The sequence below is a fragment of the Xanthobacter albus genome (genome assembly GCF_043194895.2).
GTDB lineage: Bacteria > Pseudomonadota > Alphaproteobacteria > Rhizobiales > Xanthobacteraceae > Xanthobacter.
In genome coordinates this window covers 3,384,238-3,410,431 of the sequence record NZ_CM195532.1, presented here as the reverse complement: position 1 = coordinate 3,410,431, position 26,194 = coordinate 3,384,238, and the positions used below count along the sequence as shown (strand labels likewise).

The window sequence follows — 26,194 nt, the reverse complement described above, 5'->3', positions numbered from 1 at the left end:
GCAAAATCGCCGGCCTCCGCCATCCTCCGCTCACGCTCCGGCCCCGCGCGTCCCGCGGGGTGCAGGTCCGTCCCGCCCGCCGGCTTCGTCGCCATGAAGGCCGCAAGGCTGCGGTCCAACCGACGGAGCCTCCCATGAGCATCGAGAACGACGAACCCCACGCCTCTTCTCCCACCGATCACCTGCTGCAGGACCTTCAGCTCTACGGCTACCGCGCTTCCGAGGACGAACCTGATCCCCGACCACTTCCCGAGTCCAATCGCATGACCGGCGCCATCGCGGACATCTTTGACTCGCTGATTGCGACGCTGCAGGACACCCGCCTTGAGCCCGACCTTCCCGATCTCCTGTGGTCCACCGTCCATCTCTTCCACCGGGCCGCCGACCGCATCTCTGGCGCCCTCGACGACAACGAGCAGAGCCAGCGCCGCAGCCAGCAGGAGCAGGACGGCAGCGAGGTGCGCTCAGTGGAACTGGAACGCCTGATCGCCGAGGGGCAAAGCCTCATGGAGCGGCGCGACGCCTTCGAACAGATGCGGGACGAAGCTGCCGATGCCTTCGAGCGCCACACCGGCTCAGCCTGGCGCCCGCGCTCCGGATCCCTGGTGAACCATCGACACCTGACCTCAGCCCTCATCGACAGCCGCGATTTCCTCGCCGCCCGCAGGCGCGCGGAGACTGAAGTACTGATGCCCTCAGGACCCAAAATTGCCTTCTCCGGCGGTGACACGGTGGACCACAAGCTCATCTGGGCAAAGCTCGATCAAGTCCACGCCAAGCACCCCGACATGGTCCTATTGCACGGCGGTTCGCCCAAGGGCGCCGAGAAGATCGCCGCCTGCTGGGCCGATGCCCGAAAAGTGCCGCAGGTCGCCTTCAAGCCAGACTGGACACGGCACGCCAAGGCCGCCCCCTTCAAGCGCAACGACCAGATGCTCTCGGTCATGCCGATCGGGGTCATCATCTTCCCCGGCACGGGCATCCAGGACAATCTCGCCGACAAGGCTCGCAAGCTCGGCATCCCGGTCTATCGCTTCGGGAGGGGTAGCGCATGAGCGCTGCCTTCCTCCACCTTCGGAATCGGATTTCACGGTGCGTCACCGCTTTTCACGAGATTGCGGTTCCCATCATCGATTTTCAGCGGACAGGCGAGCGGGACCACCACTTATCACGGGTGGAGCTCAACGCGCCTCCTGAGCCTGACCATGCAGGCGGATGGCTGCACCCGGCGCTCTTCGAGCAAGAGACCACCACCGCTTTCCTGCGCTGTTCCTTGGTCCGACCGAGGGCCTGACGCCATCAACCCGCAAGGGGTCGGCTACGCACAGCGTGCCGCCGTTGCGGCTTTGCCTCCACGGTGATTGCGGCCCATGGCCGGACCCATCGGGCGCCTGTCAGCGGGGGATGGTCCTCCGCTTCGAGCAGGAGCCGGACCCCATGTCCTCCACCGATGCACAGGCTTTCGCCCTCAGCCTCGCCAAGACCCTGATGGTCGTCATCGTGATCTTCCGCGCCGGTGACGGCACCCTGTCCGTTGTGACTGCCGACGAGTTCGACGGCGACGCCTCCCAGATCATCCGTGAGATCGACCCCTTCGGGTCCTGACGGGGGCAGAGCGTAACGCTTCAATCCGCTTGGTTCAGGGCTTCCAGCTGGCCGATGATGAAATCAGCGCGGTCCGCAACCGATACCCTGGGCAGGATCGTTACCTTATAGCCGAGCTTCGGATAGGCCGCGATCAGGCGCTCATATTCGGCAATCGCAGTGGACAAGTCGTGCCGGCGCGCGTCATCGCCGCTGAAGATCTCTGGCCATGGGGGTGTCATAAAGACAGTGTGATTGTAGCGTTGGGCATTGCAGAGCGTCTCGGCAATGGGCTCCCCGGTTGCGTATTCAAGCGCAACGGCCGCATCGACAAGCCCACGGTCAAAAAAGACCCATCCGCTCTGGGCAAAAGCCGTGGACCTGTCTTCCAGCGCCGTGGCGACTGCACGTCGCGCAAAAGCGGCCAGATCCACCCAAGGCAGGTCTGATCCACCGCTGCGGATCTGCTCGGCGACAATGCGCCGCCCTGGCTCCTCGACCACGGCAAAGCCACGGCGTGCAAGCTCGGCGATCAGTGTCGACTTGCCCCCGCCGGAGCAACCCGAAATGACGACATGACGATCCATACCCACCATCTCATTCGGCTCCGGAGCCAGCGTTTGAACTTGACCAGCGGCGCATATGGTCTCGGTCTTCGATCCTTGCCTCATGGGGACATCAGACTGGCCAACGCTGCCCGCACCCTGTGCCCCGTCCAGTGTCTCGCGCGGGCCTCGGATCGACATGCCCCGATCAGGCAAGACCACATCAGCGGGGCGACATTTCCATGTCGTCGAGGATGCGATGGCGACCGCGAGAGGATCGCGGCACGAGGCCGCGAGTGCGCGCGTATGGCAGGGCTTGGTGACAAGCTTCGCGCGGTTGCACGCGAACCCTCGCATGGCCGGTGAGGAGAGCTTTCCATCCGTTGGTCCTGTCAGGACGAGGCGCAGGGCAACGGCCGGGAAATGAAGAGGTCAACACCGGTGAAGGTTGGGCCGCCTTCATGCAGGGCGCGTGAGAAATCGCCATCACCTCCTTATCTCCAACCGTTGATCGCGCGCACCGACTGGCCTCTTCCATGGCCTGATCTGGCCGAAGGCCGGCGGCGCCTCGACCGCCTGTGCCGCAATGGCGGCGTCGGGCTTTCTTCCCCTGGGCGTTCCGCCCATTCCTCGCGCGCCAAGAAAGTCCTCCTTGACCATCAGGCCCCTGCCGGGGTGCGGCGGCAGTCGCCTTCGGCCCTTCGATCGCCATCGAGGCCGCAACGGTGCGGGCTCGGAAACGGAAGACGGAGATCGAAAATGGCCACCATCGGCACTTTCAAGAAGATCGGCACGAACGAGTTCACCGGCGAGATCGTCACCCTCAGCGTCCAGGCCAAGGGCGTGCGCATCGTCCCCGACCTGCGCGCCAATGGCGAGAATGCCCCGAGCCACCGGGTCCTGGTGGGCCGTGCCGAGATCGGCGCTGCCTGGTCCAAGCGCTCCAGCGAGGGGCGCGACTATCTGGGCCTCAAGCTCGACGACCCGAGCTTCAACGCCCCCATCTACGCCAACCTCTTCGACGACGAGGATGCCGACACCTTCTCGCTGATCTGGTCCCGCCCCAGCGGGCGACGCGGCGAGTGAGCAGCCCAAGGCCCCGGCCAGATCTGGCCGGGGCTCTCACTTCGAAGTCAGCAGTTGCCAGCCGGTCCCGCGCTTCACTCGACCGGGTTTTCGGGTCCGCTCGGCACGTCCGCGGCGGGTCTCTTCAGCAAGGTGGCGGCGTCGAGCTCAAGGGCGCAGGCCAAGCGATCTACGACATCGATGCTGGCGTTGTAGACGCTGCGTTCCAACGAGCTGATATAGGTGCGGTCGATCCCGGCTCGATGGGCGAGCTCTTCCTGCGACAGGCCTTTGGCGAGCCTCGCAGCCTTCAAATTCCGGGCGAACACCTCTCGGATCTCCATGGTCGAGAGAGCATCGCCTTGATGAGTATTTCACCACGGAGTATTCTCTACAAATGCGACCGTGGCAGTGGTGTCATTGGAAGTCGTGTAGGATTTAGGGAAGAACCCGATCTTGAGAGAAGTGGCAGGCAGACATGGTGACTGCGGCGTTCGAGGACACTGCACCGACGGGTCCCGAACTGACGGACTATGACCGGGCGCACATCCGGCTCTATGCCCGCCTGTTGGATGCCACGGCCGATGGCGCCGACTGGCGGGAGATCGTCTTTGTGCTGTTCGGCATCGACGCGGCTCGAGAGCCCGAACGCGCCCGTCATGTCCATGACAGCCATCTTGCCCGCGCCCGTTGGGTGGCGGCGGGTGGCTATAAAGACCTTCTCCGCGGCCCCGCCTGAGCTGACTGGGGTGATGCCGCAAGCGCATCACGCGATGCCTTTTAGCCGGCTTCTCACGCCCGTCTCAATCCCCGATTGTCTTCGCTCAATGCGCACGCCTCTGATGCGGAGACGAGTGAATGAAGCCGGACACATCGCGCTGGCGGGATAACGCCAGCTACGATTACTTCGACGACCTGTCGGTCGAAGGCCTCGCCTGGGAGTGCCTGCGCCGGGATGAAGCCTATCAAGGTCATTACCAGTCCATCGTGACCACCGGCACCGACGCCGAGCCGCTCCCCCGGGAGGTGGAGCAACGCTGGGGGCTGCGATTTCGCAGCACGCCCTTCCATGAGCGCCGTCGAGCAGACCGTTTTGTGGTCCCCCATCGTCGACCCGGCCGTCGTGCTTCTTGGTCCATCTCCGGATTTCCTGACCGGCGCACGCATGAACGTCCTCGACAGCGCTTCTGTGGTGCAGAGCAGCCCTGAGGGGAAGCTTGCCATCCTTGGCTTGGCCGCGCGTTCGTCCCAACTCCTTGCCTTGCCGGGCTCTGATCCTGACGCGCCTATCGCTGCGATCATTCCGCTGGACACCGATATCGTGGGCCGCGTGGAAGCTTTATCCCGCTTTTGGCGCACCATCGAAGGTCGCCCGGCGCTCCCCGACACGCGGATGACCACACAGCAGCGGCGGCGCCTGCGCGCCATGATGCTGGCAGTCGACGGACGCGCTGACGGCGCCAGCTATCGCGACATCGCATTCGCTCTCTATGACCAGAGGCGCATCGCCGCCGAGCCTTGGAAGACCTCGTCGCTGCGCGCTCGCGTCATCGGTCTCGTCAAGGATGGCCGAGCGCTGATCGCCGGCGGCTATCTCAAGCTCCTGCGTCATCGTCGGCGACCATAACCGCATCGCCGAGACGTTCGGGGTGGGCATTTTACGCCCCTCAACTTCCCCATCCCCCACGACGGCCGCCCTTCGCCACCGTGAGCGCCATCCGCCGCTGATGACCAGCGGCCCGAGATCGCTCACGGAGGTTCGATCCATGCGCCCCGATGCTGTCCCGATGCCGCCGCGCTATCTGCGCACCAAGGAAGCCGCGGTCTTCCTCAGCCTTTCGCCCCGCACCCTTGAGAAGCACCGCACCTACGGGACCGGTCCCGCCTATCGCAAGCTCGGCGGACGCGTCGTCTATTCCGTCGAGGATTTGCAAGCCTGGGTGGCCCGAGGCGCTGTCACCTCCACCTCCGATCCGCGCGGCTCCATCCTGCCGGCCAAGCGTCATTCCATGCCTGGCGTCCTGCCGGGCAGCCTGGCGCGCTGAGCGGCCATTTCGTCATGGCAGCACCGCACCGCTCCTCACAACCCAGCGGACAGCTTGAGCTGTTCCGCGCGCTCCCCGGCGCCTTCGCGCCCCGCGATGCGCAGGATCTCATGGCCTATCCCTTCTTCTCCCTCGCCAAGACCCACCGTGTCGCCCCCATCGATTTTGTCTCCGGCGACATCGCGATCCGGGTCGAGGCGGTGCCTGACCATGGCATGGCCACCATCTGGGATGCGGATATCCTGATCTGGGCGGCCAGCCAGATCGTCGAGGCCCGCGACGCGGGACTGCGCACCTCGCGCTTCATGGCAGCCACCCCCTATGAGATCCTCCGGTTCGTGGGCCGCGGCACCTCGCTCAGGGACTATCAGCGCCTCAAGGCCGCCCTGGACCGCCTGCAGTCCACCACGGTGTCCACATCCATCCGCCAGAGAACGGAGGGCCGGCGCCACCGCTTCTCCTGGATCAACGAGTGGAAGGAACGCACGGACCGGGACGGCAAGCCCGCCGGGATCGAGCTCATCGTCCCCGACTGGTTCTACTGCGCCATCGTCGAGGACGCGCTCGTCCTGACCATCGACCGGGCGTATTTCGATCTCACGGGCGGGCTGGAGCGCTGGCTCTACCGGATTGTGCGCAAGCATGGCGGGCGGCAGCGTCGGGGCTGGCGCTTCGATTTTCGCCACCTCCACCTCAAATCCGGCAGCCTCTCGCCCTTCAAGCGCTTCGCCTTCGAACTGCGCGACATCGTCCGCCGTCAGCCGTTGCCGGGCTACACCCTGTTCACGGAAGTGGAGATTGGCGGGCGGGTGCTTCTCACCTTCGAGCCGTCGGCGCCCTGTGGAAAAGCTATGAAAGCCTTCGTGCCATCCGGAACCCGGACTGGCGTGCCATCGGGAACGGGCCTCCCGTGCCATCGGGAACCGAAACAGGTCTCAAGCCCAGGTGATGAAAATGAAAATTGCGCCCCTAACTTAGAATCTAACATAGAGTCTAACCTTAAAAGGCGCGCAGGCGATGTGTATAACTGCCATCTCCCGTACGCTTCTCAAGATGATGGTCTTCCGTCTTTCCGTAAAGACAGATTTCACGCTCCCGATCCTTTGACAGTAGGCGAAACGATGCCTGCCGACACATCGGGAGCATCCCGATGATCGTCGCGCTGCTCAACCAGAAGGGCGGCGTCGGCAAGACGACGCTCGCCCTTCATCTCGCCGGCGCGTGGGCGAGCCGCGGCCAGCGTGTCACGCTCATTGACGCGGACCCGCAGGGCTCGGCCCTGGACTGGTCGCAGCAGCGCAGCCGCGAGGGGTTGCCGCGCCTGTTCGGCGGCGTCGGCCTCGCCCGCGATACGCTGCACCGGGAAGCCCCCGAGCTGGCACGCGATGCCGACATGGTCGTCATCGACGGACCGCCCCGCGTCGCCGGCCTGATGCGCTCGGCCTTGCTCGCCGCCGATCTGGTCCTGATCCCGGTGCAGCCATCACCGCTCGATGGATGGGCGTCCGCGGAGATGCTCGCCCTCCTAAACGAGGCGCGCATCTATCGCCCGGAGCTTGTCGCGCGCTTCGTGCTGAACCGCTGCGGCGCTCGCACCGTGCTCGCCCGCGAGACCGCCGAGACGCTGGCGGATCACGATCCGCCCGTGCTCGTGAGCACTGTCGGCCAGCGCGTCGCCTTCGCCATGTCCGCCCAGTCCGGACGGCTCGTCGGCGAGCTCGACGAGGGTGGGCCAGCAGCGCGGGAGATCATTGCGCTCTCCGCCGAGATCGCCGGCCTCGCCGGTTCGAGATCTACGCCATGACCCGGCAACGAACGCGCAAGGGCTTTGCCGCGCGTCCGGCCGATCCAGAGCACTGGATCAAGGCCGCCGACACGAGGCCGGTTGGCCATGGATCAGCCGAAACCTTCACCGCGCGGCTCACCATCGACATCACGCCCGACCTGCGCGGGCGCATCAAGATCGCCGCCTTCGGACGCGGCCAGACCGTCGCGGACATGCTCCGCGATCTCCTCGCCCGTGAATTTCCTCCAACATCAGGAGAGGCGTCATGATTAGTTCGTCGGTGTCACCCTCCATTGCGAAGCAGGTCGCTCCGTCACCGGCCGCGCCGACCGCAGATCCGCTCACCCATGTGGAGCTGACCTGGATCGAGAAACGGATCGAGAACTGGATCCGCTTCGGACGCCCAGCTCATGCGCAGACCCTCGACCGCAGCCGCCGCGTCGTGTCATTCGCGCCAGGCTCTATCTTTGCCTTCGTGCGCTGGGCGTCGAACGACTTCGGCACCGTAGTGTCGCGCATCGACATCGTGCGCGCCGTCGCACCCGGCGAGGCCCACCAGACACTGCCCTTCGTGCGTCCCGGCGGAGAGATCCTGCTGCGCGCCGACGGCTGGCCGAAGGTCGAGAAAGTGCTCCAGCACATGGATGCCGTTGAGGCCATCGGCCTCCACGGTGCGGATGTGGCGCCGGACCATTGGCGCCACGTTCACAACCGCCTGGCGGCCGGTCACACGCCCCGAACCTACACGGTCGAGCGCCATGCGGCGTGGCTGAAGCGCCGGGAGTGCGAGGCATGACCCGCTTCGGCTATGTGATGGTCACGTATTTCTCCGTGATGGGAGTGGCAGCCTCCGCGTTCGTTCCGACACCGCTGAAGCTGGTGTGGAACGTTTCCGCAAGCGCGCCCATCGGGCTCTATGCCATCGAGCCGGTGCGCAGGCTCGAGGTCACGGACCTCCTCGCCGTCACGCCGCCGGCAGCGCTCGCCCGCTTCATGGTTGAGCGCGGCTATATTGGCTCCGGCGTCCCATTGATGAAGCGCGTGGCGGCGCTTCCTGGACAGGAGGTCTGCCGGAAGGACCGCATCATCACCGTCGATGGCGTGGCCTACGGCGATGCGCTGGAGCGCGACCACATGGGTCGTCCGCTGCCGGTCTGGCACGGCTGCCGTCGCATCGCCCAGGGCGAGCTCTTCCTCATGAATTTCGACGTGCCGGACAGTCTGGACGGGCGGTATTTCGGACCATTGCCCGCCAGCACGGTGATCGGCCGCGCCATACCCATCTACACCGACGAGGCCGGCGACGGCCACTTTGTCTGGCGCGCGCCGACACGCTGAACGCGACCGACCATCCCCACCTTCATTCATATGTCGAGAGGCCGTCATGCCGCCGACGAGACTGTATCCGCGCGCCTGCGATGGCGTACGCACATCGAAGCGCGTGCTCATTTGTCCCCGTGCGCTGGTCCTTCTTCTCCTTTCCGGAGTGCTCTGCGGCTGGTCAACGACAGCTATGGCGTCGGAAACACGAGGGCCACAAAATCCGCCGTCGACGAGCGATCGCTACGCCGATTTCATCGCTGAGGCCGTAGAGCGCTTCGACATTCCCTCCGCCTGGATCCGAAGCGTGATGCGCGCGGAAAGCGATGGCGCTGCGCGCGCAACATCGCCGAAGGGCGCCATGGGGCTGATGCAGATCATGCCCGAAACCTGGGCCGAACTGCGCATTCATTACGGCCTCGGCGACGATCCCTATGACCCGCACGACAACATCATGGCCGGCGCGGCTCATCTGCGGGAGCTGTTCGACCGCTACGGCAACCCCCGCTTCCTCGCCGCCTACAATGCCGGGGCAGGACGCTATGATGCAGCTCGGAAGGAGCGACCCCTGCCGGCGGAGACGCGCGCCTATGTCGACAAGCTGGCGTCGGACATCGCGCACCGTGAAACCGAGCACGACGCGCGGAAGCTGTCCGCTCCTCCGGCGGTCGAAGCGGCATCCTGGGCCCGATCTTCGATCTTCGCCGTGCCGCCGATCCGCGTGCCGGCTGCAGATCCGGCGCCACCCGATCGTGCACAGCCGGTGCCTGACGTGCGCGATGTCTCGGCCATCGTTCCGCAGTCTGATGGGCTGTTCGTCGCTCGTGGCGGCACGGGAGGCACGCGGTGACCACGATCGGGCTCGTTCGCATCCTGTCGGGCTCTCTCGTAGTGGGGCGCAGGTCTGGAGAGGAGACGCAGGAAACAACCGATCGATGGCGAGATAAAAGGGCGCAAGGTGCGCTTCGGTCGGGCGGTTGTTTCTGCTCGGGAATTTCCAGCCAAACGCACATTGCGCCGCTGATCGGCAATGTGCGCAGCGTACTCAAGTCTCTGGTCCCGTGTGTCTTTTCGCACCGTGCCGGAGCGAGCCATGGCCGATGACCGGGAATTCCGCGTCCGGCCCGGCCGCATCCGCTCGACCCGTGCCCAGAGATCCCGCCCCTTCATCGCCCAGGCCCTCGCGGCGGCCCAGAAGGCTGGCGGGCATGTCTCTCGATCCGGCCGCATCTCCTCCGCCACCCGCTCGCACTTCGGCTGCGGCCGGGCGGCGAGCATCGTCGCCAATCGCTTGCTCACCGGGCGTTCGCGCATCGTGGTCATCAAGACCCGCGTGGTGCGCCACACCGCCCGTGTCACACCGCTGACCGTGCACCTCTCCTATCTGCGCCGGGAAGGCGTAACCCGGGACGGAGAGAAGGCCCGCCTGTTCGGGCCGGGTGCCGAGGAGGGGGACGGCCGCGCTTTCGCTGAGCGCTGCGCCGATGATCGGCACCATTTCCGGTTCATCGTGTCGCCCGAGGATGCGGTGGACATGGTCGACCTCCGGTCGTTCGCTCATGACCTCGTGAGCCAGATGCAGAAGGACCTCGGCACGAAGCTCGACTGGGTCGGTGTCGACCACTGGAACACCGATAATCCGCACCTCCACATATTGGTGCGGGGCCGGAGCGACGACGGCCAGGACCTCGTCATCTCCCGGGACTATATCAAGGAGGGCATGCGCGCCCGTGCTCAGGATCTGGTCACCCAGGAGCTGGGCCTGCGCACGGACCTCGACATCCACCGCACCGTTGAGCGGCAGGTGGAAGCGGACGGCTGGACCCAGCTGGACCGTCAGTTGGTCCGCGATCAGCGCGAGGCGGGCGTCATCGACGTAGCGCGCGATCGCGATAGTGGGCCGGATGCCTTCCTGCCGATGAAGGTGGGGCGGCTGCGGAAGCTGGAAACCCTTGGCCTCGCCGACGAGATCGGCCCCGGCCAGTGGGTCATCGATGAGAAGGCCGAGGCGACGCTGCGGGCCCTCGGCGAGCGCGGCGACATCATCAAGCGGATGCACCGGGCGCTCACCACCCATGGCATCGAGCGGGGCACGGCGAGCTATGTGCTCGCGGGCGAGAGCCTGGATGCTCCGGCTATTGGCCGTCTGGTCGATCGGGGCTTGGATGACGAGCAGAAGGGCACGGCCTATGCCGTCGTGGACGGCGTTGACGGCCGCACCCACCATATCCGGCTGCCCGACCTCGAAGCAGCCGGCGATGGCGCTTCCGGCTCCATTGTCGAGCTCCGACGGTTCGAGGACGAGCGTGGTCAGCCCCGTGTTGCCCTCGCGGTCCGCTCCGATCTCGATATCGAACAGCAGGTCGCGGCATCGGGCGCCACCTGGCTCGACCGTCAGGCGCTTTCCCGAGCGCCGGCCTCTCTCTCGGAAGGCGGCTTCGGCGCCAAAGTGCGCGGCGCTATGGAACGCCGCGCCGACCATCTGGTCCGGGAGGGGCTCGCCGAGCGCCAGGGCCAGCGGGTCGCCTTCGCCCGGGACCTGATCGAGACATTGCGCAAACGGGAGGTGGACGCTCTGGGCGGGAAGCTCTCCGCCGAGACCGGACAGCCGTTCTGCCGGTCAGGATCGGGAGACTATGTCTCCGGCACCTATCGCCAGCGCTTCGCGCTCGCCTCCGGTCGTTTCGCCATGATCGACGACGGCCTCAGCTTCCAGCTGGTGCCCTGGACACCGTCTCTGGAGAAGCAACTGGGCCGGCACATCTCCGGTGTCGCCCGCGCCGATGGCGGCATCGACTGGTCCTTCGGCCGCAAACGGGGCCTCGGTCTCTGACCCCACACATCAATGGAGCGCAGCATGTCCGCGACGAAGATTCTCTGGGGCCAGATCCTCCTCGTCTTCGCCATCGTGCTCGCCACCACCTGGAGCGCCACACAGTTCGTGGCATGGCGGTTGGGCTTCCAGGATCAACTCGGCCCGTCGTGGTTCCTGCTGGGGTCCTGGCCCGTCTATCCCCCGCCGGCCTTCTTCTGGTGGTGGTATTTCTACGACGCCTATGCGCCGGCCATCTTCACCGAGGGGGCGATCATCGCCGCATCCGGCGGGTTCCTGTCCATCGCCGCCGCCATCGGCCTCTCGGTCTGGCGGGCTCGAGAGGCAAGGCGCGTCGAGACCTATGGTTCCGCCCGCTGGGCCGAGCTGGAGGAGATCCGCGCGGCCGGGCTCCTCGGTCCCGACGGCGTGGTGCTCGGCCGCCATGGGAGGGACTATCTGCGCCACGATGGACCAGAACACCTTCTGTGCTTCGCGCCCACCCGCTCCGGCAAGGGCGTCGGCCTCGTCGTGCCCTCGCTGCTCACCTGGCCCGGCTCGGCCATCGTCCATGACATCAAGGGCGAGAACTGGCAGCTCACCGCGGGCTTCCGAGCGCGGCACGGGCGGGTGCTGCTGTTCGACCCCACCAATGTGCGGTCGTCCGCCTACAATCCCCTCCTGGAGGTCCGCCGCGGGGAGTGGGAGGTGCGGGACGTCCAGAACATCGCCGACATCCTGGTGGACCCCGAGGGCTCGCTGGAAAAGCGGAACCACTGGGAGAAGACCAGCCACGCTCTGCTGGTCGGCGCCATCCTCCACGTCCTCTACGCGGAGCGGGACAAGACCCTGGCCGGTGTCGCCGCCTTCCTCTCCGATCCGCGGCGGCCCATCGAGACGACGCTGGCCGCCATGATGACGACGGTGCACCTCGGGGAGGCAGGTCCCCATCCCGTCATCGCCAGCGCCGCCCGTGAGCTGCTCAATAAGTCAGAGAACGAGCGGTCCGGCGTGCTTTCTACCGCTATGTCCTTCCTCGGGCTCTACCGAGATCCGGTGGTGGCCGAGGTGACCCGACGCTGCGACTGGCGCATCACCGATCTTGTGACAGATACCCGTCCAGCCAGCCTCTACCTCGTCGTGCCGCCCTCGGACATCAACCGGACCAAGCCGCTCATCCGCCTGATCCTCAACCAGGTGGGCCGCCGCCTCACCGAGGACCTGCAGGCGAAGGCCGGCCGCCACCGGCTCCTGCTCATGCTGGACGAGTTTCCGGCGCTGGGGCGGCTCGACTTCTTCGAGAGCGCACTGGCCTTCATGGCAGGATACGGGCTCAAGAGCTTCCTCATTGCCCAATCCCTGAACCAGATCGAGAAGGCCTATGGGCCGAACAACTCCATCCTCGACAACTGCCATGTGCGGGTGAACTTCGCGACCAACGACGAGCGCACGGCCAAACGCGTCTCCGACGCCCTCGGGACCGCCACTGAGATGAAGGCCATGAAGAACTATGCCGGCCATCGGCTATCCCCCTGGCTCGGCCATCTCATGGTCTCGCGCTCGGAGACGGCGCGCCCGCTTCTGACACCCGGTGAGGTGATGCAGCTTCCGCCCACCGACGAGATCGTCATGGTCGCTGGCACGCCGCCCATCCGGGCGAAGAAGGCGCGGTACTACGAGGATGAGCGGTTTAGGGAACGGTTGCTGTACCCGCCAGAGCTCTTGGCCCCTCGCGATCGCCAGCCCGACGACTGGAGCGTCTTTCCGCTGCCGGTGCCGTCACAGCTCAACCTGATAGTCGAGGGAAGCGACGACGAGGACACTACGGGTTCGGAGCAACGGCGCCAGCCGGAGCTGGCGCGGGTGGAGACGGTGGAGGCGCCTGCGCAACCCCGCAACGAGTTCGAGATCGATCTGGTCGATGAGACCGACGACGACGTGGCCCGGACCAGTCGCATGACCCGTCTCATGCAGGGCGTCGCGCGTCAGGTCTCGCTCGACCCCAATGATGGCATGGAGCTGTGACTGCGATGGCCCCACGCAAGAAGAAGGCGTAGATCTCCGTCTATCTCGATCCGGAGACCATGAGGCTTCTGGCCGATTATGCCGCGCGGCGCGACCAGCCTCAGTCCCTGATCGCCGAAGCCGCCATCGCATCCTTCCTATCGCCTGATGCGGCCGAGCAGCGGGAAGCCGCGGTCGCCAAACGCCTCGACCAGTTGGACCGACGGATGGCCCGGCTGGAGCGGGACCTCGGCATTTCCGTCGAGACCCTGGCGGTGTTCGTCCGCTTCTGGCTCGCCACCACGCCGACGTTGCCGGAGCCGGCGGCCCAGGCCGCCCGAGCCAAAGCAGGGGAGCGGTATGAGGCGTTCCTTGGGGCGCTAGGTCGGCGGATCGCGAAGGGGCCGAGGTTGGCGCAGGAGGTCTCTGAGGAAGGCACTGTTCCCAAGGCATGAGACAGGGGCTCCTGCGCGATGAGCAACGTTCGCGCCGCGGGCGGTCAAATAATCCCGTCGTCCGCGGCCACCAAGGCTGGCGCAAAGACGCAGCCTCAGAGCGCGCGCGTGTCGGCAGGGGCAGGGCTTGGGAGCTTCGGACGGAACATCTCCCGCATCTTCTCCAGATAATGGTGTTCCGAGGTGGTCCAGCGCAGATCGGCGAGAAGCCGCGTGTCAGGTCCGGCGGGATAGCGGATCTGTTCACCGTCCTCGGTCGCGGCGCGGAACACAGCCTGTGCCACCTCTGCCTCGGTGCAATAGGCGGTCGGATAATCGGCCATCTTCTGGAAGCACCCGTGGGCGAAGGCCTCGTAGTCCGGTGGGATCAGGCCTTGCATGCGCGGGCCCCCATTGGCGGTGAAGTTCGTCGTCGGGGCGTAGCCGGGTTCCACGAGGCGAGCGCGGATACCGAACGGCTCCAGCTCATAGGAGAGAGATTCCGTATAGCCTTCCACGGCGCATTTGCTGGCCGCGTAGATCGCCACCAGCGGCATGACGCCGATGGCGGTGCTCGACGTCACGTTGACGATGGTGCCATGCCCCTGCCGGCGCATGTGCGGGATGACAGCGCGGCACGTTGCGAACACGCCGAAGCTGTTCGTCTCGAAGATCTCGCGGATGATGCTGTCCGGTGTGGCCTCCACCACGGAGGCCATGCCGATCCCGGCATTGTTCACCAGAACATCGATGGCACCGAACGCCGCAACCGCATCAGCCATGGCGCGGGTGATGCTGTCATTATCGGTGACGTCGAGCTTGAGCACACGCAGCCGATCCGAAACGGGAAAGATGCCGGGGTCTGGCCGGCGCATGGTGGCGACGACGTTCCAGCCCTGAGCCAGAAAGTGCTCCGCGATCGCCTTGCCGTAGCCCGAGGACGTGCCGGTGATGAGAATGGTGGGGGTCATGCCTGTCTCCGTGTTTCCCTGCAGGATAGACAGGCTGACGATACGATATATAATCAGATCGCCTTAATTCATTATAGATCGTCCAGAATGGATCCCCTCAGCGAGGTCATCTCCCTGCTGCGCCCGAGCGCCGCTTTGTCCAAGCCGATCACCGGGCGCGGCGATTGGGGCGCGCGCTACGCCGCCTATGGTCAGCCGGGGTTCGCCATCGTGCTCGCCGGGCAATGCTGGCTTGCGATCGAGAAGGAAGAGCCGGTTCTGCTTGACCGCGGCGACTTCGTGTTGCTGCCCGATACGCCGTCCTTCACCCTGTCCAGCCGGCCCGGCGTCCCCTGTGTGCCGTGCGCCCCGTCGCGCGAGGCCGTCCATCATGGGGATCTGGACGGCGAGCCGGATTTCCGAATGCTCGGCGGTAGTTTCAGGATCGATCCCGTCAATGCGCCGGTTCTGCTGGAGCTGCTGCCGGCCATGATCCACATCCGCTCGTCTGACGGCGACACCGGCCGCCTCGGGCGTCTCATTGATCTGATGATGGAGGAATGTGGAGCCGATCGGCCCGGCCGGGACATGATCGTGGAGCGGCTGCTGGAGGTGCTGCTGGTGGAGTGCCTGCGCTGGCGCGGCCGCGACCACGGCGTCGTGCCCGCTGGTCTGCTGGCGGGACTGCGAGACCCGGCGCTCGCCGGGGTGCTGCGGGGCATGCATGCCAATGTGCGAACCGGATGGACGGTGGCCGAGCTGGCGGCGGTCGCCGGCATGTCGCGCTCGGCCTTCTCCGCCCGATTTTCTGACGTCGTCGGCTGCGCGCCCATCGAATATCTGTCGCGTTGGCGGATGGCCCTGGCGCAGAACGCCCTGAGCCGCGGTGGACAATCCCTGGAACGCCTCGCGGCAAAGCTCGGCTATGAGTCCGCGAGCGCCTTCAGCACCGCGTTCCGCCGACGGGTCGGCACATCACCGGGCGCCTTCGCGCGTGCCCGGCGGATCGCATGACAACCGGTGGCAATGGGAAACCCGAGACCTTGAAGGCCTTCCCGAAATCGCCCCGGCTCGCACCGTCGCTCTTCACTCAGAACCGGCCTTCGCCTCCACCAATCCCTTGATTCTCTCCGCATCGGCAGGTGTCGCCGGGTTGTAGACGACCATGCTGAGGTCCGGGCGGCCCTCCACCGTGAAGGTGGAGAATTCAAGCGTCATGGCGCCCAGAACCGGGTGGCGGATGTGCTTGACGCCTTCACCCTGGCCGTGGATGTCGTTGTCGCGCCACAGGGCCGCGAATTCCGGGCTGCGGTCGCAGAGCTCTTCGACGAGGGGTTTTATTTCCGCCTTAGCACCCGCGCGCGCCGCCGCCGCGCGGAACGCGCCGACCACAAGCCGCGCCACGCTCTCCCAATCCGCCTGGGCGGCGCGCACCCGCGGATCGAGGAAGATGAAGCGCAGGATATTGCGTTCCTCTGGCGGCAGCTTGCCGTAATCGGTGAGCATCACCGTCGCGGCCCTGTTCCAGGCGACCACGTCCCACACGGCGGTCCGGATGAGGGCGGGGCTGGGATCGAGCGCATCGAGCACGTGCTGCAGACGCGGCGAGACGTTGTCATTCTTCCTGTAGCGCACCTCGGGGGTGCGGCCGATGCCGAGCAGGAAGAGATGCTCGCGCTCCAGGTCGGTCAGCATCAAGGCGCGCGCGATGCGGTCGAGCACGTCGGCGGAGGGAGCGCCGCCGCGTCCCTGCTCCAGCCACGTGTACCAGGTGGCACTGATATGGGCGCGCTGCGCCACTTCCTCACGGCGCAGGCCGGGGGTGCGCCGCCGCGCTGGGGAAAAGCCGAGGGCGGCAGGATCGAGCTTTCCGCGCCGGTCCTTCAGATAGGCTCCGAGCAGGTTTTCGTCGCGCGTGGGATCGGTCATGCTGTTAGTCATTACACCCGTATAAGCTCACGACTTTACCGGGATAGCTGAGGCGCCGAAACCAGTCTCCCGTCAACCCGTGGAGACCTTATCCCATGCGTGTGTTCGTCACCGGCGCGACCGGCTTCATCGGCTCCGCCGTCGTCAAGGAATTGATCGCGGCCGGCCACCAGGTGCTCGGGCTGGCGCGCTCGCCGGATAAGGCGACGACATTGGTGAGCGCCGGCGCTGCGGTTCATTCAGGATCGCTTGAGAATCTGGAGGATCTGACCCGCGCCGCGGCCCAATGCGACGGCGTCATCCATCTGGCATTCAACCACGACTTCTCGCAATTCGTCGCCAATTGCGAGGATGACCGCCGGGTCATCCAGGCGCTCGGCTCCGCCCTTGGCGGTTCCCGCCGTCCCCTGATCGTCACATCCGGAACCGCTATCGCGAACACCGTGCCCGGCGCGCCCGCCACGGAGGACGACGGGGCGTTCAGCTCGAAAGCCAATCCCCGCGCGGCCTCGGAAGAGGCTGCCGCCGCCATTGCCACTGATGGCGTCAACGTTTCGGTGGTGCGTCTGCCGCAAGTCCATGACACCACCCGGCAAGGGCTCGTCAGCTACGCCATCGCGATGTTCCGTGCGCAAGGCGCGTGCACCTATGTGGGGGATGGCGAGAATTGCTGGCCCGCGGCCCACGTCCTCGATGTCGCGCGGCTCTATCGGCTGGTCCTCGAAAGGGCGGAACCGTCGGCCAGATACCACGCGGTGGCGGAAGAAGGCGTGCGGATCAAGGATATCGTGGAGGCTGTCGGCCGACGCCTCCAGCTTCCGGTGACGTCCATCGCTCCGGAGGAGACAGAGGCCCACTTCGGCTGGCTTTCCGCCTTCATGAACCACAGCCTGCCCGCATCGAGCGCGCAGACCCGCGGCAAGCTGGGCTGGGAACCCACCGGCCCCGGCCTTATCGCGGACTTGGAGAGGTTGCAGTTGTCCGAGGGTTGACCGGCCATATGGCACAGGCGCGAGGCTCAGGACACGCGCCTGTGCCAGAAAGCGGCCCCGCTTTGCGTGAGCTCTCGAAGCGGGTCCAGAGCGGCCGGCTGGGGGAAGGCAGCAACAATATCTTCCGCGTTAGCGCACCATCGGCTCGTTGCGCGGGCCCGCAGGCTGACCTTTCGAGCCTCAGCGCTGACGGCCGGCGCTGACGCTCCGTGTCCCCAGCAGCACGAACGGAACGGCGACGACATTGACGGCAACCACAACCACCGCATTGGCGACAAGGGATTGAACACGCCTGGATCGAAGCGGACGGCGGACGATGGCGGACGTGTCTCGCGCAAGACGAACATGGCCATCAGCAGGTTGCCGGCACTGGCCGCAGCAGCGGCGATGAACGGCAGCCGCACCCAGTGCTCGCCCAGCACGCCACCAAGGATCGGGCCGATGATGAAGCCGGCGCCGAACATGGCGTTCATCGTGCCGAAACGCCGTGCGCGGTCCTCGCCGGAGGTGATGTCGGTGATGTAGGCCGTGGCGACGGATATGTTGGCCCCTGTCAGCCCGGCCACCGCCCGACCGAGCATCAGCATCCAGAGCTGCGGCGCGAACGCCATGACCATGTAGCTGATCACCGTCCCCGCCAGCGAGAGGAGCAGGATGGCGCGTCGCCCGAACCGGTCGCTCAACAGGCCCAGAACAGGTGCGAACACGAACTGCATCGCCGCATAGAGCGTGGCCATCCAGCCCACATAGGGCGCGACGTTCGCGGTGTGCGTGACGTCCTGGATCAGGCGCGGCAGGATCGGGAACACCAGCCCGATGCCGGCTGCATCGAGCGCGACCGTCGCATAGATGATGGCCAGCGCCCGGCCACCACCGGCGGCTTCAGTCGACACGGACGATGAGCTTTCCGGTTGCCCGCCCGGCCTGGCTGACCTCCTGCGCCTCTCTTGCCTGGTCGAGGGAAAACGTCCGGTCGATGCGCAGCGTGAACGCGCCGGTCGAACACAGCTCCGCCATGGTGGCGAACAGGCGCTCAGGGTTGACAGGCGGCCCGTGCGAAAACTTCGCGCCATACTGTTCGGCTGAAAAGTCGGCCACGGAAAGGACGTGCGCAGGATCACCGACGATCCGGATCAGTTCGGGAATGATCCCGGAGCCGGCAACGTCGATGGCCGCATCGACGCCGGATGGCGCCAGCGTGCGCACGCGCTCCTCGAGCCCGGCTCCGTAAGTGGTCGGTATGGCGCCGAGGTCGCGCAGATAATCATGCTTTGCGGCGCTCGCCGTGCCGATCACCGTGATGCCGCCCAGCCGCGCCAGTTGAAGGATCGCGGTTCCGACGCCGCCCGCCGCTCCGCTCACAAGCAGGGTCTGCCCCCCGGGCCGCGCCGACCTGGTCGAGCGCGCGCGTCGCGGTATCGGAGATGACCGGGAGGCCGGCGGCGACCTCGAAAGACACATTGTCCGGCTTCCTCGCCCAATGGGTCAGGATCGCCTGTTCGGCCATCGTATTCAGGCCGAACCCGAACAGCGCATCGCCGATCACGCCCTGGCCGATCTCGTCCACAATGCCTGCGCCCTCCACACCGAGACCGGCGGGGAATTGCAGCTCTTCAAACGCGCGATACTGCCCTTCGCGCCGCTTCCAGTCGGACGGGTTGACCCCGGCAGCACGGACCTTAATCCGCACCCCGCCGGGCCCGGTGTGCGGGGGCACCACCTCGACCAGATGCAGGACGTCGGGGCCGCCAAATTCGTGAAACTCGATCGCTTTCATCACCGCGCTCCGGCTGTGCCGGCATCGGTTGACGCCGGCAGATCGCCACTCATCCGGAAGACGAGTGGGCATGGCTGGGAGACGCTGGCCGAGCGATGCGGAACGCATCACTGACGTGTCCTCAATCAACCAGAATGCGCAGCGCGCGTCTGGCGATCGTTTTTCGCGACGGCCGCCGTATAACGCCGCGGGCTCGGCAAAGCAACCGATCGACCGTCGCGGTTAATCCGGTCAACGGCAGCGCTGGCCCCAGCCTCAGCACACGATCCGATGAGAAAGCCCACGATGGCGGTAACGACAGTGACGTTGCCTGCGCATCCCGGAACCCAACGGACGGGTCGCGCCAAATGCAGACCTTGCCAACTGCGTACCCGAACCTCCGTATGGGGGCCGATTGCGGTCTGTCCGGTTCCAGCGCGAAAACGGAGAAAGCCGACATTCTGCATCCGACCCCATCGCGGACGTTCAAACCGCTTTCGTCGTTGACCGAAGTCTGCCGTTCTTTCACGGCTCGCCGGACGACAGAACCGGGGCCGATGAACGAATGGCCGATTTTGGCGATTGAATAGAAAAAAGTAGCCCCTGAATGCGGGAGGCCAAGGTCGCGGATCTGCGGAGCGCGTCAGAAGCTATGGCGTATTCATTCGCGCGAGGCTGATTGGGTAGAATAATTGTCTCAAGCAAAGCTAAGGTGTGTCGCAGTCGCACGATTGATAATGGGAGTATTCACAGCAAACGGCGCTGATTTTTTTCCTGAGCCCGAGCGGTTTTCGTCTTATCAGAGCCTTGCTCGCTCTTATCCGGTACCTTTGGATCGTCATTCCTCGCGCCCAAGGGCCCGTCGGAAACGTTAGTGCTCGCCTGCGGACCGCCGCTCCAACCTTCCGCGAATTTCGGTCGGCTGATATCCACGAAATCCAGCAACGCACCGAGAAACCCCTTCGTGTCCACATCGAGGTGATCGAATGAAACCAGATGTGAAGCGTACGCTGCCTTCTCAAGGGACTTGGCGATGCTGAACAGCTTCTCCGAATTGCTCAACCTAACGACGATTTCTGCCAACCCTTCGGCAGGAACTGCATTCAACTCTGCCGTGAATTTTTCGCGGACCACCTGAGCTAACCCTGCGCCGTTCGGCAAGTATTCCCTGATCGCAGCCTCGGTCCATCGCAGATTGGCGAGCGCTCCCTCAGAGTTCGCCCCGAAACGGATAACGTCGGTCATGTGCCGAACTCGCTCGGCCGACGGCCTAAGGGCAGTGTCCGCCGATGCGAAATCGAAGGCGGCGGCAGCGATCGCGGCGGCAAGATAAGTGAGGCGTCCGGCTCCCCGCGCGGCGGCGGAAGCAGGATGTGCGTTCACGGCTTCGCGGGCGAACAGCTGGAAGCCTTCAAGCGCGGTATTAGCGCATGATGGCCCGAACCTGTCGGCGACAGCGGATTTGACCTCGTCTATCTTGTCCCTGAAAATGTGACCGTTTCTCGCGTTATCGACATCAGCGATCTCGCGATTGAACTCTTCTTCGGTCAGACGGTTCAGACCGGAAAGAGCGTCGCTGTCCTTGAGGCGCTGGAGGTCTGCGCCGTCGATCCACAGGACCCCATGCTTCCGCGCCAGTTCCCGGAGCATCGGGCGGTTATCGGTCGTGGCCACGCCCGCGCCCTCGACGGAGATGACGCTTGCCACTCCCTTCACGAAGAACAGCCGTTCCGCTGCTTGCGGAGTCCTTTTGTCCTTGATGTCGATGACGGTGCGCCGACGGGCCAACGTCGCTGAACGCTCGTACACCCACATGTCGATGTCCGTCAGCTCAACGCCGTCATGCCGCAGCTTGATTCCGCGCATGACGAAGAACCCTGCGCGGAGGAAATAGGCCCTGACCAGCTCTTCCGTCTTCAGACCCTTTGCACCGCTTGCCTTGGCCATCATAGGCTGCCTCCACCGCGTACGGCGCTCAAAAGCGTCCGCATCTGCGACTTGCTTTGAGGCCCCTGTTTCCTCGTCCGGAAATCTGTCCGAGCTGCCTCCGGAGGAGTGTAGCCGCTCATACCAGCGCTCGGGAGCACTTCTAGCGCCGCTGCGGCAGCGTCCCCACCCTTCAGAACCTGCAAAGCGATCTGACCGACCTCCATCTTCAGGAGGCGCATCGTGAAATAGCCGTTTCCGGTATGCGTTATCTGAACAACGCGCTCGAATTCCAGCGCTCTGTAATCGCTCCCGATGGCAGGAGCAGGACCGACCGCCTCGCCTCGGAGCAGCTTGGCAAGGATCAATTCAACTCCCCAAATCCGGCCACGGACAGGCGTGCTCTGCGACATGCCGTAACTGAGAGCGGAAACCAGCGCCTTGGCATGATCAAACGCGTCGTCGATCAGCGGACTTGTGAACTTGTGGAACGCGCCCGGCGACGTCATGAATGCGTGTTCGCCAGCCTCATTGGAAACGACATTAATGTCGAAGACGGCAGCAGCCTGCAGTTTCGAGAGCAGTGGCGCGCCGAGCATCTTCTTCGCGTGGGTGGCTACGATCGCGCCCTTTACCTTGAGCAGCTGCTCGAACTGTTGCAGGCTTGCCTGTTCGGCCGGCGTCAGGGAGTCGAGCACTTTCTTGGTCTTTTCGGCCGTGTTCCGGCGGAACAAGTTGCCGTTGAATAGAAGGCGGTCATCGCCCTCTCCCTCAGCGTCAACGAATCCGATGCCATAAGCTTGTCTGAGAAAATCGGAGGTATCGCTCCTGGAAAGCTTATAGGTATCGCCGATGTACTCGGAAGCAGACTTCACGAGGACGGGTGCGGATGATGCCAGCTCCGCCAGACCTATCGAGGCCAGTTCGAACGGTTGGGGTTCGTTCTCGTCGAAAAGGTCCGAGGCGTGACCAAGAGCTGTGCGGCCAGTCACGCCGATAACTGAAACTGAACCATCCGCGGCGAGGTCGATGACCCGCCGATCCTGAAGTTGGGTAAGACAGGCCTGCAGCTCTGTCTTTGGATTTAAGCCTCCGATTCTTGCAGCGGCAACCACTTGGCTCTTGTTCAGGTCCGCTTGCTTGCTCTCCGCAAGCCTAACCAAAAGCGAAGCCGCCTTCGCCGCAAGGTCTATCGCGCTGTATTCCGACGCGCCGCGCTGGTCCCTCGAGACCTTCCTGCCGTGATGGATAACCCATGCACCTTTTGTCTGCTTATCCATGTGAATCCCCCCGATGCCCAATACCGCACTATCATTTTGCAGATCACTCGAACAGCGCACGGTCACGAATGCGTCTTTCGCGGTCGAGAAAGAAGCGAACGGCCCAGATCTGCTTCTGGGTGAGAGGACGCTTGGTGCCGACCTGCTTTCCGGCATTCCAAGCTGCACGCTCGCGGCCGGCATCATCAAATTGAGAATGGCCCATGTGAGTTCTCCTTGGCCTTGATTGGCCTAGGTGACATACCCATAAACGGGATTCCCAGCGGAGCATTGTTTTGATTCGCTGATCTCAGCCCTGGAGGTTGAGATGGCGCGCTTTGACCTGACGGATTTCGAGTGGTCGGTGATCGCACCGCTTCTTCCGACGAAGGTGCGCGGTGTCGCGCGGGTGGATGACCGTCGTGTTCTGAACGGCATCTTCTGGCGGCTGCGCACCGGAGCGCCTTGGGCCGACATCCCAGCGCGCTACGGTCCGTACACGACCTGCGTCAACCGGTTCAATCGGTGGCGCAAGGCTGGGCATTGGGTGCGCATTCTGCAAGCCGTATCAGCCGCTTACGATGGCGATATCCAGATGATCGACACCTCGTCGATCCGGGTGCACCAGCACGCCGCCAACGGTCAAAAAAAGACGAGCGATCCCATTGCATGGGTCGCTCGCGCGGCGGCCTGACTACCAAGATCCATGCCCTCGTCGATGCCGAGGGTCGCCCGATCCGCCTGAAGTTGACCGAAGGCCAAGCTCACGACGGGCGCTCGGCCGCCGACATGCTGGATACGGTCGAGCCGGGAAACATTCTTCTCGCCGACAGGGCCTATGACAGCGACGCCTTGCGAGAAAGGATGGCCAGGCGCGGCGCGTGGGCCAATGTCCGCGCCATGCCCAACAGGGTCAAAACCTTCCCCTTCAGCGGCTGGGTCTACCGCCAGCGCAACGCCGTCGAACGCTTCTTCAACAAGCTCAAACACTTCAGGGCCGTCGCCACTCGCTACGACAAGCGAGACGACAATTTCCTCGCCTCGATCCAACTCGCATCAATCCGCATCTGGCTGCGAAATTATGAGTCGGTCACCTAATGCATTGTTGGCCTGTTGGCGGCACCGGGAGCACGATGGCAGCCGGTGCCGGGGGCTTGTAGCCGAGCGCGGAGTGCGGCCGCTCGGTGTTGTAGTGCTGGCGCCAGCTCTCGATGACGATCCTCGCCTCGGCCAGGCTGTAGAAGATCTCACCGTCGAGCAGTTCGTCGCGGAGCTGACGGCTGAAGCTCTCGCAAGAGCCGTTCTCCCACGGCGAGCCGAGTTCGATGAAGGCCGTCCTGGCCCCGACTGCCGTGATCCAGTCCCGCACCGCCTTGGCGATGAACTCCGGGCCATTGTCGGAACGGATATGGCCGGGCACGCCCCTCAGCACGAACAGGTCCGTCAGGACAGCGATGACCGTGGTCGAGTTGAGCTTGCGGTCGATGCGGATGGCCAGGCACTCCCTGGGAACTCGTCGATCACGTTCAGCATGCGGAACTTCCGCCCGTTGCGGGTGCGATCTTCATCGCACACGCGCGCCGCCGATGCGCCTTGGCCCTCAACCTGGGACACCCGCCTGCTCATCGAGCGGCGGCACGTGGTCGTCTACTGGACGGTGGCGGGGGGACGGACGTTTGGCCTATATACGGCGCTCGTAAAACGCGATCCTCAATCCGAAGAGTGACCCGTGATCCCCTGGTTGCAGCTCGATACCGCGCAAGTGCCCGATGGTGGCGGCCAGCTCCGCCTGATGCGGCGCGGCGCGGAATTCTCAATCATGGCAGGCTCCATCGAGCTGATGAACAGCCGCCTCAGCGGGTCGGAAGAGGCGCTCGCCACGATGGTCTGCGACAGGCTTCGGGCCCGCCCCAGGCCGCAGGTGCTCATCGGGGGGCTGGGCATGGGCTTCACCCTTCGCGCGGCGCTCACCGAACTCGGGCCCGATGCCCATGTCATGGTGGCGGAACTGGTACCGGCGGTGGTCGCGTGGGCGCGGGGCCCCATGGCGGAGATCTTCGCGGGTTGCCTGACCGATCCGCGCGTCAGCATCCGCGAAGAGGACGTGGGCGGCCCGATCCGCTCCGGCCGGGCGACGTTCGACGCGATCCTGCTTGATGTCGACAACGGACCCGAAGGGCTGACACGCGCGGCCAACGACCGGCTTTACGATGTTGCCGGCCTCAGCGCGGCCAGGGCGGCGCTCAGGCCCGGCGGCGTGCTGGCCGTCTGGTCGTCGAGACCGGACCGGAATTTCACCCAGCGGCTTCGCAAGGCGGGGTTTGGCGTGGAAGAGGCGCGCGTGCGGGCCAATGGAGGGCGCGGGGGCGCGCGCCACATCATCTGGATCGCCACCAATCCGGGGGCTTGCCCTCCCGGTCCTGCCCGGTCCAGGCCGGCCTGATGAGGGAGAGCGTATCCTGGAGACATCCCTTTACCCACCCGTGAAAGCGTTTCTGGAAGGCCTCGGCTTTGCCGTCAAAGGCGAGGTCGGCGGCTGCGACCTGGTTGCGCTTGCGGGAGACGGAACACCGGTCGTGGTCATCGGGGAATTGAAGCTCAGCTTCAATCTGGAGCTCGTCCTCCAGGCTGTCGACCGCGCCGCCGCCTGCGATGAGGTGTGGCTCGCAGCGCGCACATCGGTGCGCGGAAAAGGACGGGAAAGCGACGCGCGTTTCCGCAACCTCTGCCGGCGCCTTGGTTTCGGGATGCTCGGGGTCTCGCAAGCGGGCGAGGTGTCGATCATCGTCAGCCCCACATCTCCCTTGCCGCGCAAGGATCAGCGGCGCAGGTCGCGGCTGGTGGATGAGCACCGGCGCCGGCTGGGCGATCCGGCGGTGGGGGGCGGGTCGCGTACACCCATCATGACCGCCTATCGGCAGCAGGCGCTCGCCTGTGCCCTGGCCATGGCGGAGGCCCCCAAACGCCCGCGCGATCTTCGTGCGTTCGCGCCCGACGCCGGGAAAATCCTCCTGGACAATGTCTATGGCTGGTTCGCCCGTGTGGATCGCGGCATCTACAGCCTGACGCCCGCGGGGCGCGAGGCACTGATCCGCTGGCAGGCGGTTCCCGGTTCCTCGGCTTCGGCCGGCGCGATGTTGCCGACGGACTCCAACACTGCCGGCGATGGTTGAGCCCGCCGACCCCGGTGAGCGTCGCGAACTCGACGACCTCGAAAGATCGCGAATGGACTACGTAAAAGTTCGGGGCAACGTCACGGATGTTCCCTTTGTCGCGTCACGCCACTGATCGGATGACGGACAATACTCGATACGGGAAGGCATCGTCTGGTTCAGCTCCCGGTGCTATCTGCACATGGCGCTGTGAAGCCGCTCCATCAGATCAACGGCATCTTGAATGGCATCTGGATGGACCGCAGCCTCCAGCATCTCCTCGACCCGCATCACTTCGGCATTCGCGGCCTCGGCCTTCACATGTCCCTCGGGCGTCAAACGTGCGAGCTGGCGACGACCGTGACGAACATCCTGCCGCCGCTCCACCAGCCTTGAGTCTTCCAGTTTCGCCAGAACGCCCTGCATCGATTGCGGGGTGATGAATGCCCGCTCGGCAAGGTCGGCATTGGTCTGGTCCGGCCTCGCATTCAGTTCGGCCAGCACCGCATATTGGGCAGGATTGAGCCCGAGCGGTTTCAGCGCCTCCTCCATGCGGCGGTGCAGGGCATGCTGCGCCAGCTTCAGCTGGTATCCCAGCAGCGGGGTCATATCCTTGGTCATTGCAATATCAGGAA

The 26,194-nt window shown here is 65.1% G+C and carries 30 protein-coding genes and 2 pseudogenes; 21 read left to right on the top strand and 11 right to left on the bottom strand.

From position 1 onward, the window contains the following. Positions 1-134: 134 nt before the first annotated feature. Complete coding sequence (locus V5F75_RS15350; protein ID WP_394037720.1) at positions 135-1,055, top strand: DUF2493 domain-containing protein; 921 nt, start codon at positions 135-137, stop codon at positions 1,053-1,055. A 382-nt stretch (positions 1,056-1,437) separates the two neighbouring features. Beyond that, positions 1,438-1,605, top strand: coding sequence for a hypothetical protein (locus V5F75_RS15345; RefSeq protein ID WP_394037722.1), 168 nt, complete (start codon positions 1,438-1,440; stop codon positions 1,603-1,605). A gap of 20 nt (positions 1,606-1,625) precedes the next feature. Here the strand turns inward: V5F75_RS15345 and V5F75_RS15340 are convergent, their stop codons facing one another. After that, positions 1,626-2,171, bottom strand: a complete 546-nt coding sequence (locus V5F75_RS15340; RefSeq protein WP_394037724.1) for an AAA family ATPase — start codon at positions 2,169-2,171, stop codon at positions 1,626-1,628. A 717-nt stretch (positions 2,172-2,888) separates the two neighbouring features. Here V5F75_RS15340 and V5F75_RS15335 point away from each other — a divergent pair. Continuing rightward, positions 2,889-3,215 carry a DUF736 domain-containing protein gene (locus V5F75_RS15335; RefSeq protein ID WP_394037726.1) on the top strand — a complete coding sequence of 109 codons (327 nt, stop codon included), beginning with the start codon at positions 2,889-2,891 and terminating at the stop codon, positions 3,213-3,215. Positions 3,216-3,289: 74 nt separating this feature from the next. On the opposite strand, the gene V5F75_RS15330 is transcribed toward V5F75_RS15335, so the two are convergent. Beyond that, entirely contained in the window at positions 3,290-3,538 is a 249-nt protein-coding gene (locus V5F75_RS15330) for a helix-turn-helix domain-containing protein (protein ID WP_394037728.1), read from the bottom strand. A gap of 134 nt (positions 3,539-3,672) precedes the next feature. On the opposite strand from V5F75_RS15330, the gene V5F75_RS15325 reads away from it, so the two are divergent. The 13 genes from V5F75_RS15325 to V5F75_RS15265 all read left to right on the top strand — a co-directional run bounded on the left by V5F75_RS15325 (position 3,673) and on the right by V5F75_RS15265 (position 13,616). Then, entirely contained in the window at positions 3,673-3,933 is a 261-nt protein-coding gene (locus tag V5F75_RS15325; protein ID WP_394037730.1) for a DNA -binding domain-containing protein, read from the top strand. Between the two features lie 119 nt (positions 3,934-4,052). After that, positions 4,053-4,403: a transcriptional regulator domain-containing protein gene (locus V5F75_RS15320; RefSeq protein WP_394037732.1), complete on the top strand. Its 351-nt coding sequence runs from the start codon at positions 4,053-4,055 to the stop codon at positions 4,401-4,403. Then, a complete protein-coding gene (locus V5F75_RS15315) occupies positions 4,360-4,821 on the top strand; it encodes a DUF2285 domain-containing protein (RefSeq protein WP_394037734.1) in 462 nt (153 codons plus the stop codon). The genes V5F75_RS15320 and V5F75_RS15315 overlap by 44 nt, the downstream gene beginning before the upstream one ends. A gap of 139 nt (positions 4,822-4,960) precedes the next feature. Continuing rightward, a complete protein-coding gene (locus V5F75_RS15310) occupies positions 4,961-5,239 on the top strand; it encodes a helix-turn-helix transcriptional regulator (RefSeq protein ID WP_394037736.1) in 279 nt (92 codons plus the stop codon). 14 nt (positions 5,240-5,253) lie between these two features. Further along, positions 5,254-6,393 (top strand): replication initiator protein A, encoded by a 1,140-nt coding sequence (locus V5F75_RS15305; RefSeq protein WP_394037738.1) that lies wholly within the window; start codon positions 5,254-5,256, stop codon positions 6,391-6,393. Next, complete coding sequence (parA, locus tag V5F75_RS15300; RefSeq protein ID WP_394037740.1) at positions 6,390-7,043, top strand: ParA family partition ATPase; 654 nt, start codon at positions 6,390-6,392, stop codon at positions 7,041-7,043. The genes V5F75_RS15305 and parA overlap by 4 nt, the downstream gene beginning before the upstream one ends. Then, positions 7,040-7,294 (top strand): hypothetical protein, encoded by a 255-nt coding sequence (locus V5F75_RS15295; RefSeq protein ID WP_394037742.1) that lies wholly within the window; start codon positions 7,040-7,042, stop codon positions 7,292-7,294. Before parA ends, V5F75_RS15295 begins: the two co-directional genes overlap by 4 nt. Further along, complete coding sequence (locus V5F75_RS15290; RefSeq protein ID WP_394037744.1) at positions 7,291-7,821, top strand: DUF2840 domain-containing protein; 531 nt, start codon at positions 7,291-7,293, stop codon at positions 7,819-7,821. Before V5F75_RS15295 ends, V5F75_RS15290 begins: the two co-directional genes overlap by 4 nt. Next, a complete protein-coding gene (locus tag V5F75_RS15285) occupies positions 7,818-8,363 on the top strand; it encodes a S26 family signal peptidase (protein WP_394037746.1) in 546 nt (181 codons plus the stop codon). Before V5F75_RS15290 ends, V5F75_RS15285 begins: the two co-directional genes overlap by 4 nt. Before the next feature lie 175 nt (positions 8,364-8,538). Further along, positions 8,539-9,195 carry a lytic transglycosylase domain-containing protein gene (locus V5F75_RS15280; protein ID WP_394037748.1) on the top strand — a complete coding sequence of 219 codons (657 nt, stop codon included), beginning with the start codon at positions 8,539-8,541 and terminating at the stop codon, positions 9,193-9,195. A gap of 243 nt (positions 9,196-9,438) precedes the next feature. Then, positions 9,439-11,178, top strand: a complete 1,740-nt coding sequence (locus V5F75_RS15275) for a relaxase/mobilization nuclease domain-containing protein (RefSeq protein ID WP_394037750.1) — start codon at positions 9,439-9,441, stop codon at positions 11,176-11,178. Between the two features lie 24 nt (positions 11,179-11,202). Then, positions 11,203-13,182, top strand: coding sequence for a conjugal transfer protein TraG (locus tag V5F75_RS15270; protein ID WP_394037752.1), 1,980 nt, complete (start codon positions 11,203-11,205; stop codon positions 13,180-13,182). Between the two features lie 59 nt (positions 13,183-13,241). Continuing rightward, positions 13,242-13,616, top strand: coding sequence for a CopG family transcriptional regulator (locus tag V5F75_RS15265; RefSeq protein ID WP_394037754.1), 375 nt, complete (start codon positions 13,242-13,244; stop codon positions 13,614-13,616). 95 nt (positions 13,617-13,711) lie between these two features. Here the strand turns inward: V5F75_RS15265 and V5F75_RS15260 are convergent, their stop codons facing one another. Then, positions 13,712-14,566, bottom strand: a complete 855-nt coding sequence (locus V5F75_RS15260) for an SDR family oxidoreductase (RefSeq protein ID WP_394037756.1) — start codon at positions 14,564-14,566, stop codon at positions 13,712-13,714. A gap of 87 nt (positions 14,567-14,653) precedes the next feature. Between V5F75_RS15260 and V5F75_RS15255 the strand changes: the two genes are divergently transcribed. Next, a complete protein-coding gene (locus V5F75_RS15255) occupies positions 14,654-15,559 on the top strand; it encodes an AraC family transcriptional regulator (RefSeq protein ID WP_394037758.1) in 906 nt (301 codons plus the stop codon). 72 nt (positions 15,560-15,631) lie between these two features. Here the strand turns inward: V5F75_RS15255 and V5F75_RS15250 are convergent, their stop codons facing one another. After that, a complete protein-coding gene (locus V5F75_RS15250; RefSeq protein WP_394037760.1) occupies positions 15,632-16,474 on the bottom strand; it encodes a helix-turn-helix transcriptional regulator in 843 nt (280 codons plus the stop codon). Positions 16,475-16,569: 95 nt separating this feature from the next. Here V5F75_RS15250 and V5F75_RS15245 point away from each other — a divergent pair, with 95 nt between their 5' ends. After that, complete coding sequence (locus V5F75_RS15245; RefSeq protein ID WP_394037762.1) at positions 16,570-17,466, top strand: SDR family oxidoreductase; 897 nt, start codon at positions 16,570-16,572, stop codon at positions 17,464-17,466. A 26-nt stretch (positions 17,467-17,492) separates the two neighbouring features. Here V5F75_RS15245 and V5F75_RS15240 read toward each other — a convergent pair whose 3' ends face one another. The 5 genes and pseudogenes from V5F75_RS15240 to V5F75_RS15220 all read right to left on the bottom strand — a co-directional run bounded on the left by V5F75_RS15240 (position 17,493) and on the right by V5F75_RS15220 (position 22,633). Beyond that, entirely contained in the window at positions 17,493-18,359 is an 867-nt protein-coding gene (locus tag V5F75_RS15240) for an MFS transporter (RefSeq protein WP_394037764.1), read from the bottom strand. Further along, positions 18,349-19,243 (bottom strand): annotated as a pseudogene (locus V5F75_RS15235) (NADP-dependent oxidoreductase). The gene V5F75_RS15240 and the pseudogene V5F75_RS15235 overlap by 11 nt, the downstream one beginning before the upstream one ends. Positions 19,244-19,969: 726 nt before the next feature. Next, entirely contained in the window at positions 19,970-21,172 is a 1,203-nt protein-coding gene (locus V5F75_RS15230) for a hypothetical protein (RefSeq protein WP_394037766.1), read from the bottom strand. Continuing rightward, positions 21,169-22,428 (bottom strand): hypothetical protein, encoded by a 1,260-nt coding sequence (locus V5F75_RS15225; protein ID WP_394037768.1) that lies wholly within the window; start codon positions 22,426-22,428, stop codon positions 21,169-21,171. The genes V5F75_RS15230 and V5F75_RS15225 overlap by 4 nt, the downstream gene beginning before the upstream one ends. 43 nt (positions 22,429-22,471) lie before the next feature. Next, positions 22,472-22,633 carry a hypothetical protein gene (locus V5F75_RS15220; RefSeq protein ID WP_509212094.1) on the bottom strand — a complete coding sequence of 54 codons (162 nt, stop codon included), beginning with the start codon at positions 22,631-22,633 and terminating at the stop codon, positions 22,472-22,474. 102 nt (positions 22,634-22,735) lie between these two features. Between V5F75_RS15220 and V5F75_RS15215 the strand changes: the two genes are divergently transcribed. Beyond that, a protein-coding gene (locus tag V5F75_RS15215) for an IS5 family transposase (protein WP_394038155.1) occupies positions 22,736-23,505 on the top strand; the annotation gives its coding sequence in 2 pieces (ribosomal slippage) (positions 22,736-23,066 and positions 23,066-23,505; 771 coding nt in all). Here V5F75_RS15215 and V5F75_RS15210 read toward each other — a convergent pair. Then, a pseudogene (locus V5F75_RS15210) lies at positions 23,498-23,973 on the bottom strand (integrase core domain-containing protein); the annotation flags it as partial. The gene V5F75_RS15215 and the pseudogene V5F75_RS15210 overlap by 8 nt on opposite strands. A gap of 163 nt (positions 23,974-24,136) precedes the next feature. On the opposite strand from V5F75_RS15210, the gene V5F75_RS15205 reads away from it, so the two are divergent. Together V5F75_RS15205 and V5F75_RS15200 are read left to right on the top strand one after the other, a co-directional pair. Then, complete coding sequence (locus tag V5F75_RS15205) at positions 24,137-24,850, top strand: spermidine synthase (RefSeq protein WP_394038099.1); 714 nt, start codon at positions 24,137-24,139, stop codon at positions 24,848-24,850. Positions 24,851-24,866: 16 nt separating this feature from the next. Next, positions 24,867-25,580, top strand: a complete 714-nt coding sequence (locus V5F75_RS15200; RefSeq protein ID WP_394038111.1) for a DUF2161 domain-containing phosphodiesterase — start codon at positions 24,867-24,869, stop codon at positions 25,578-25,580. Between the two features lie 171 nt (positions 25,581-25,751). On the opposite strand, the gene V5F75_RS15195 is transcribed toward V5F75_RS15200, so the two are convergent. Beyond that, positions 25,752-26,180 carry a MarR family winged helix-turn-helix transcriptional regulator gene (locus V5F75_RS15195; protein ID WP_394038101.1) on the bottom strand — a complete coding sequence of 143 codons (429 nt, stop codon included), beginning with the start codon at positions 26,178-26,180 and terminating at the stop codon, positions 25,752-25,754. Between the last annotated feature and the right edge of the window lie 14 nt (positions 26,181-26,194).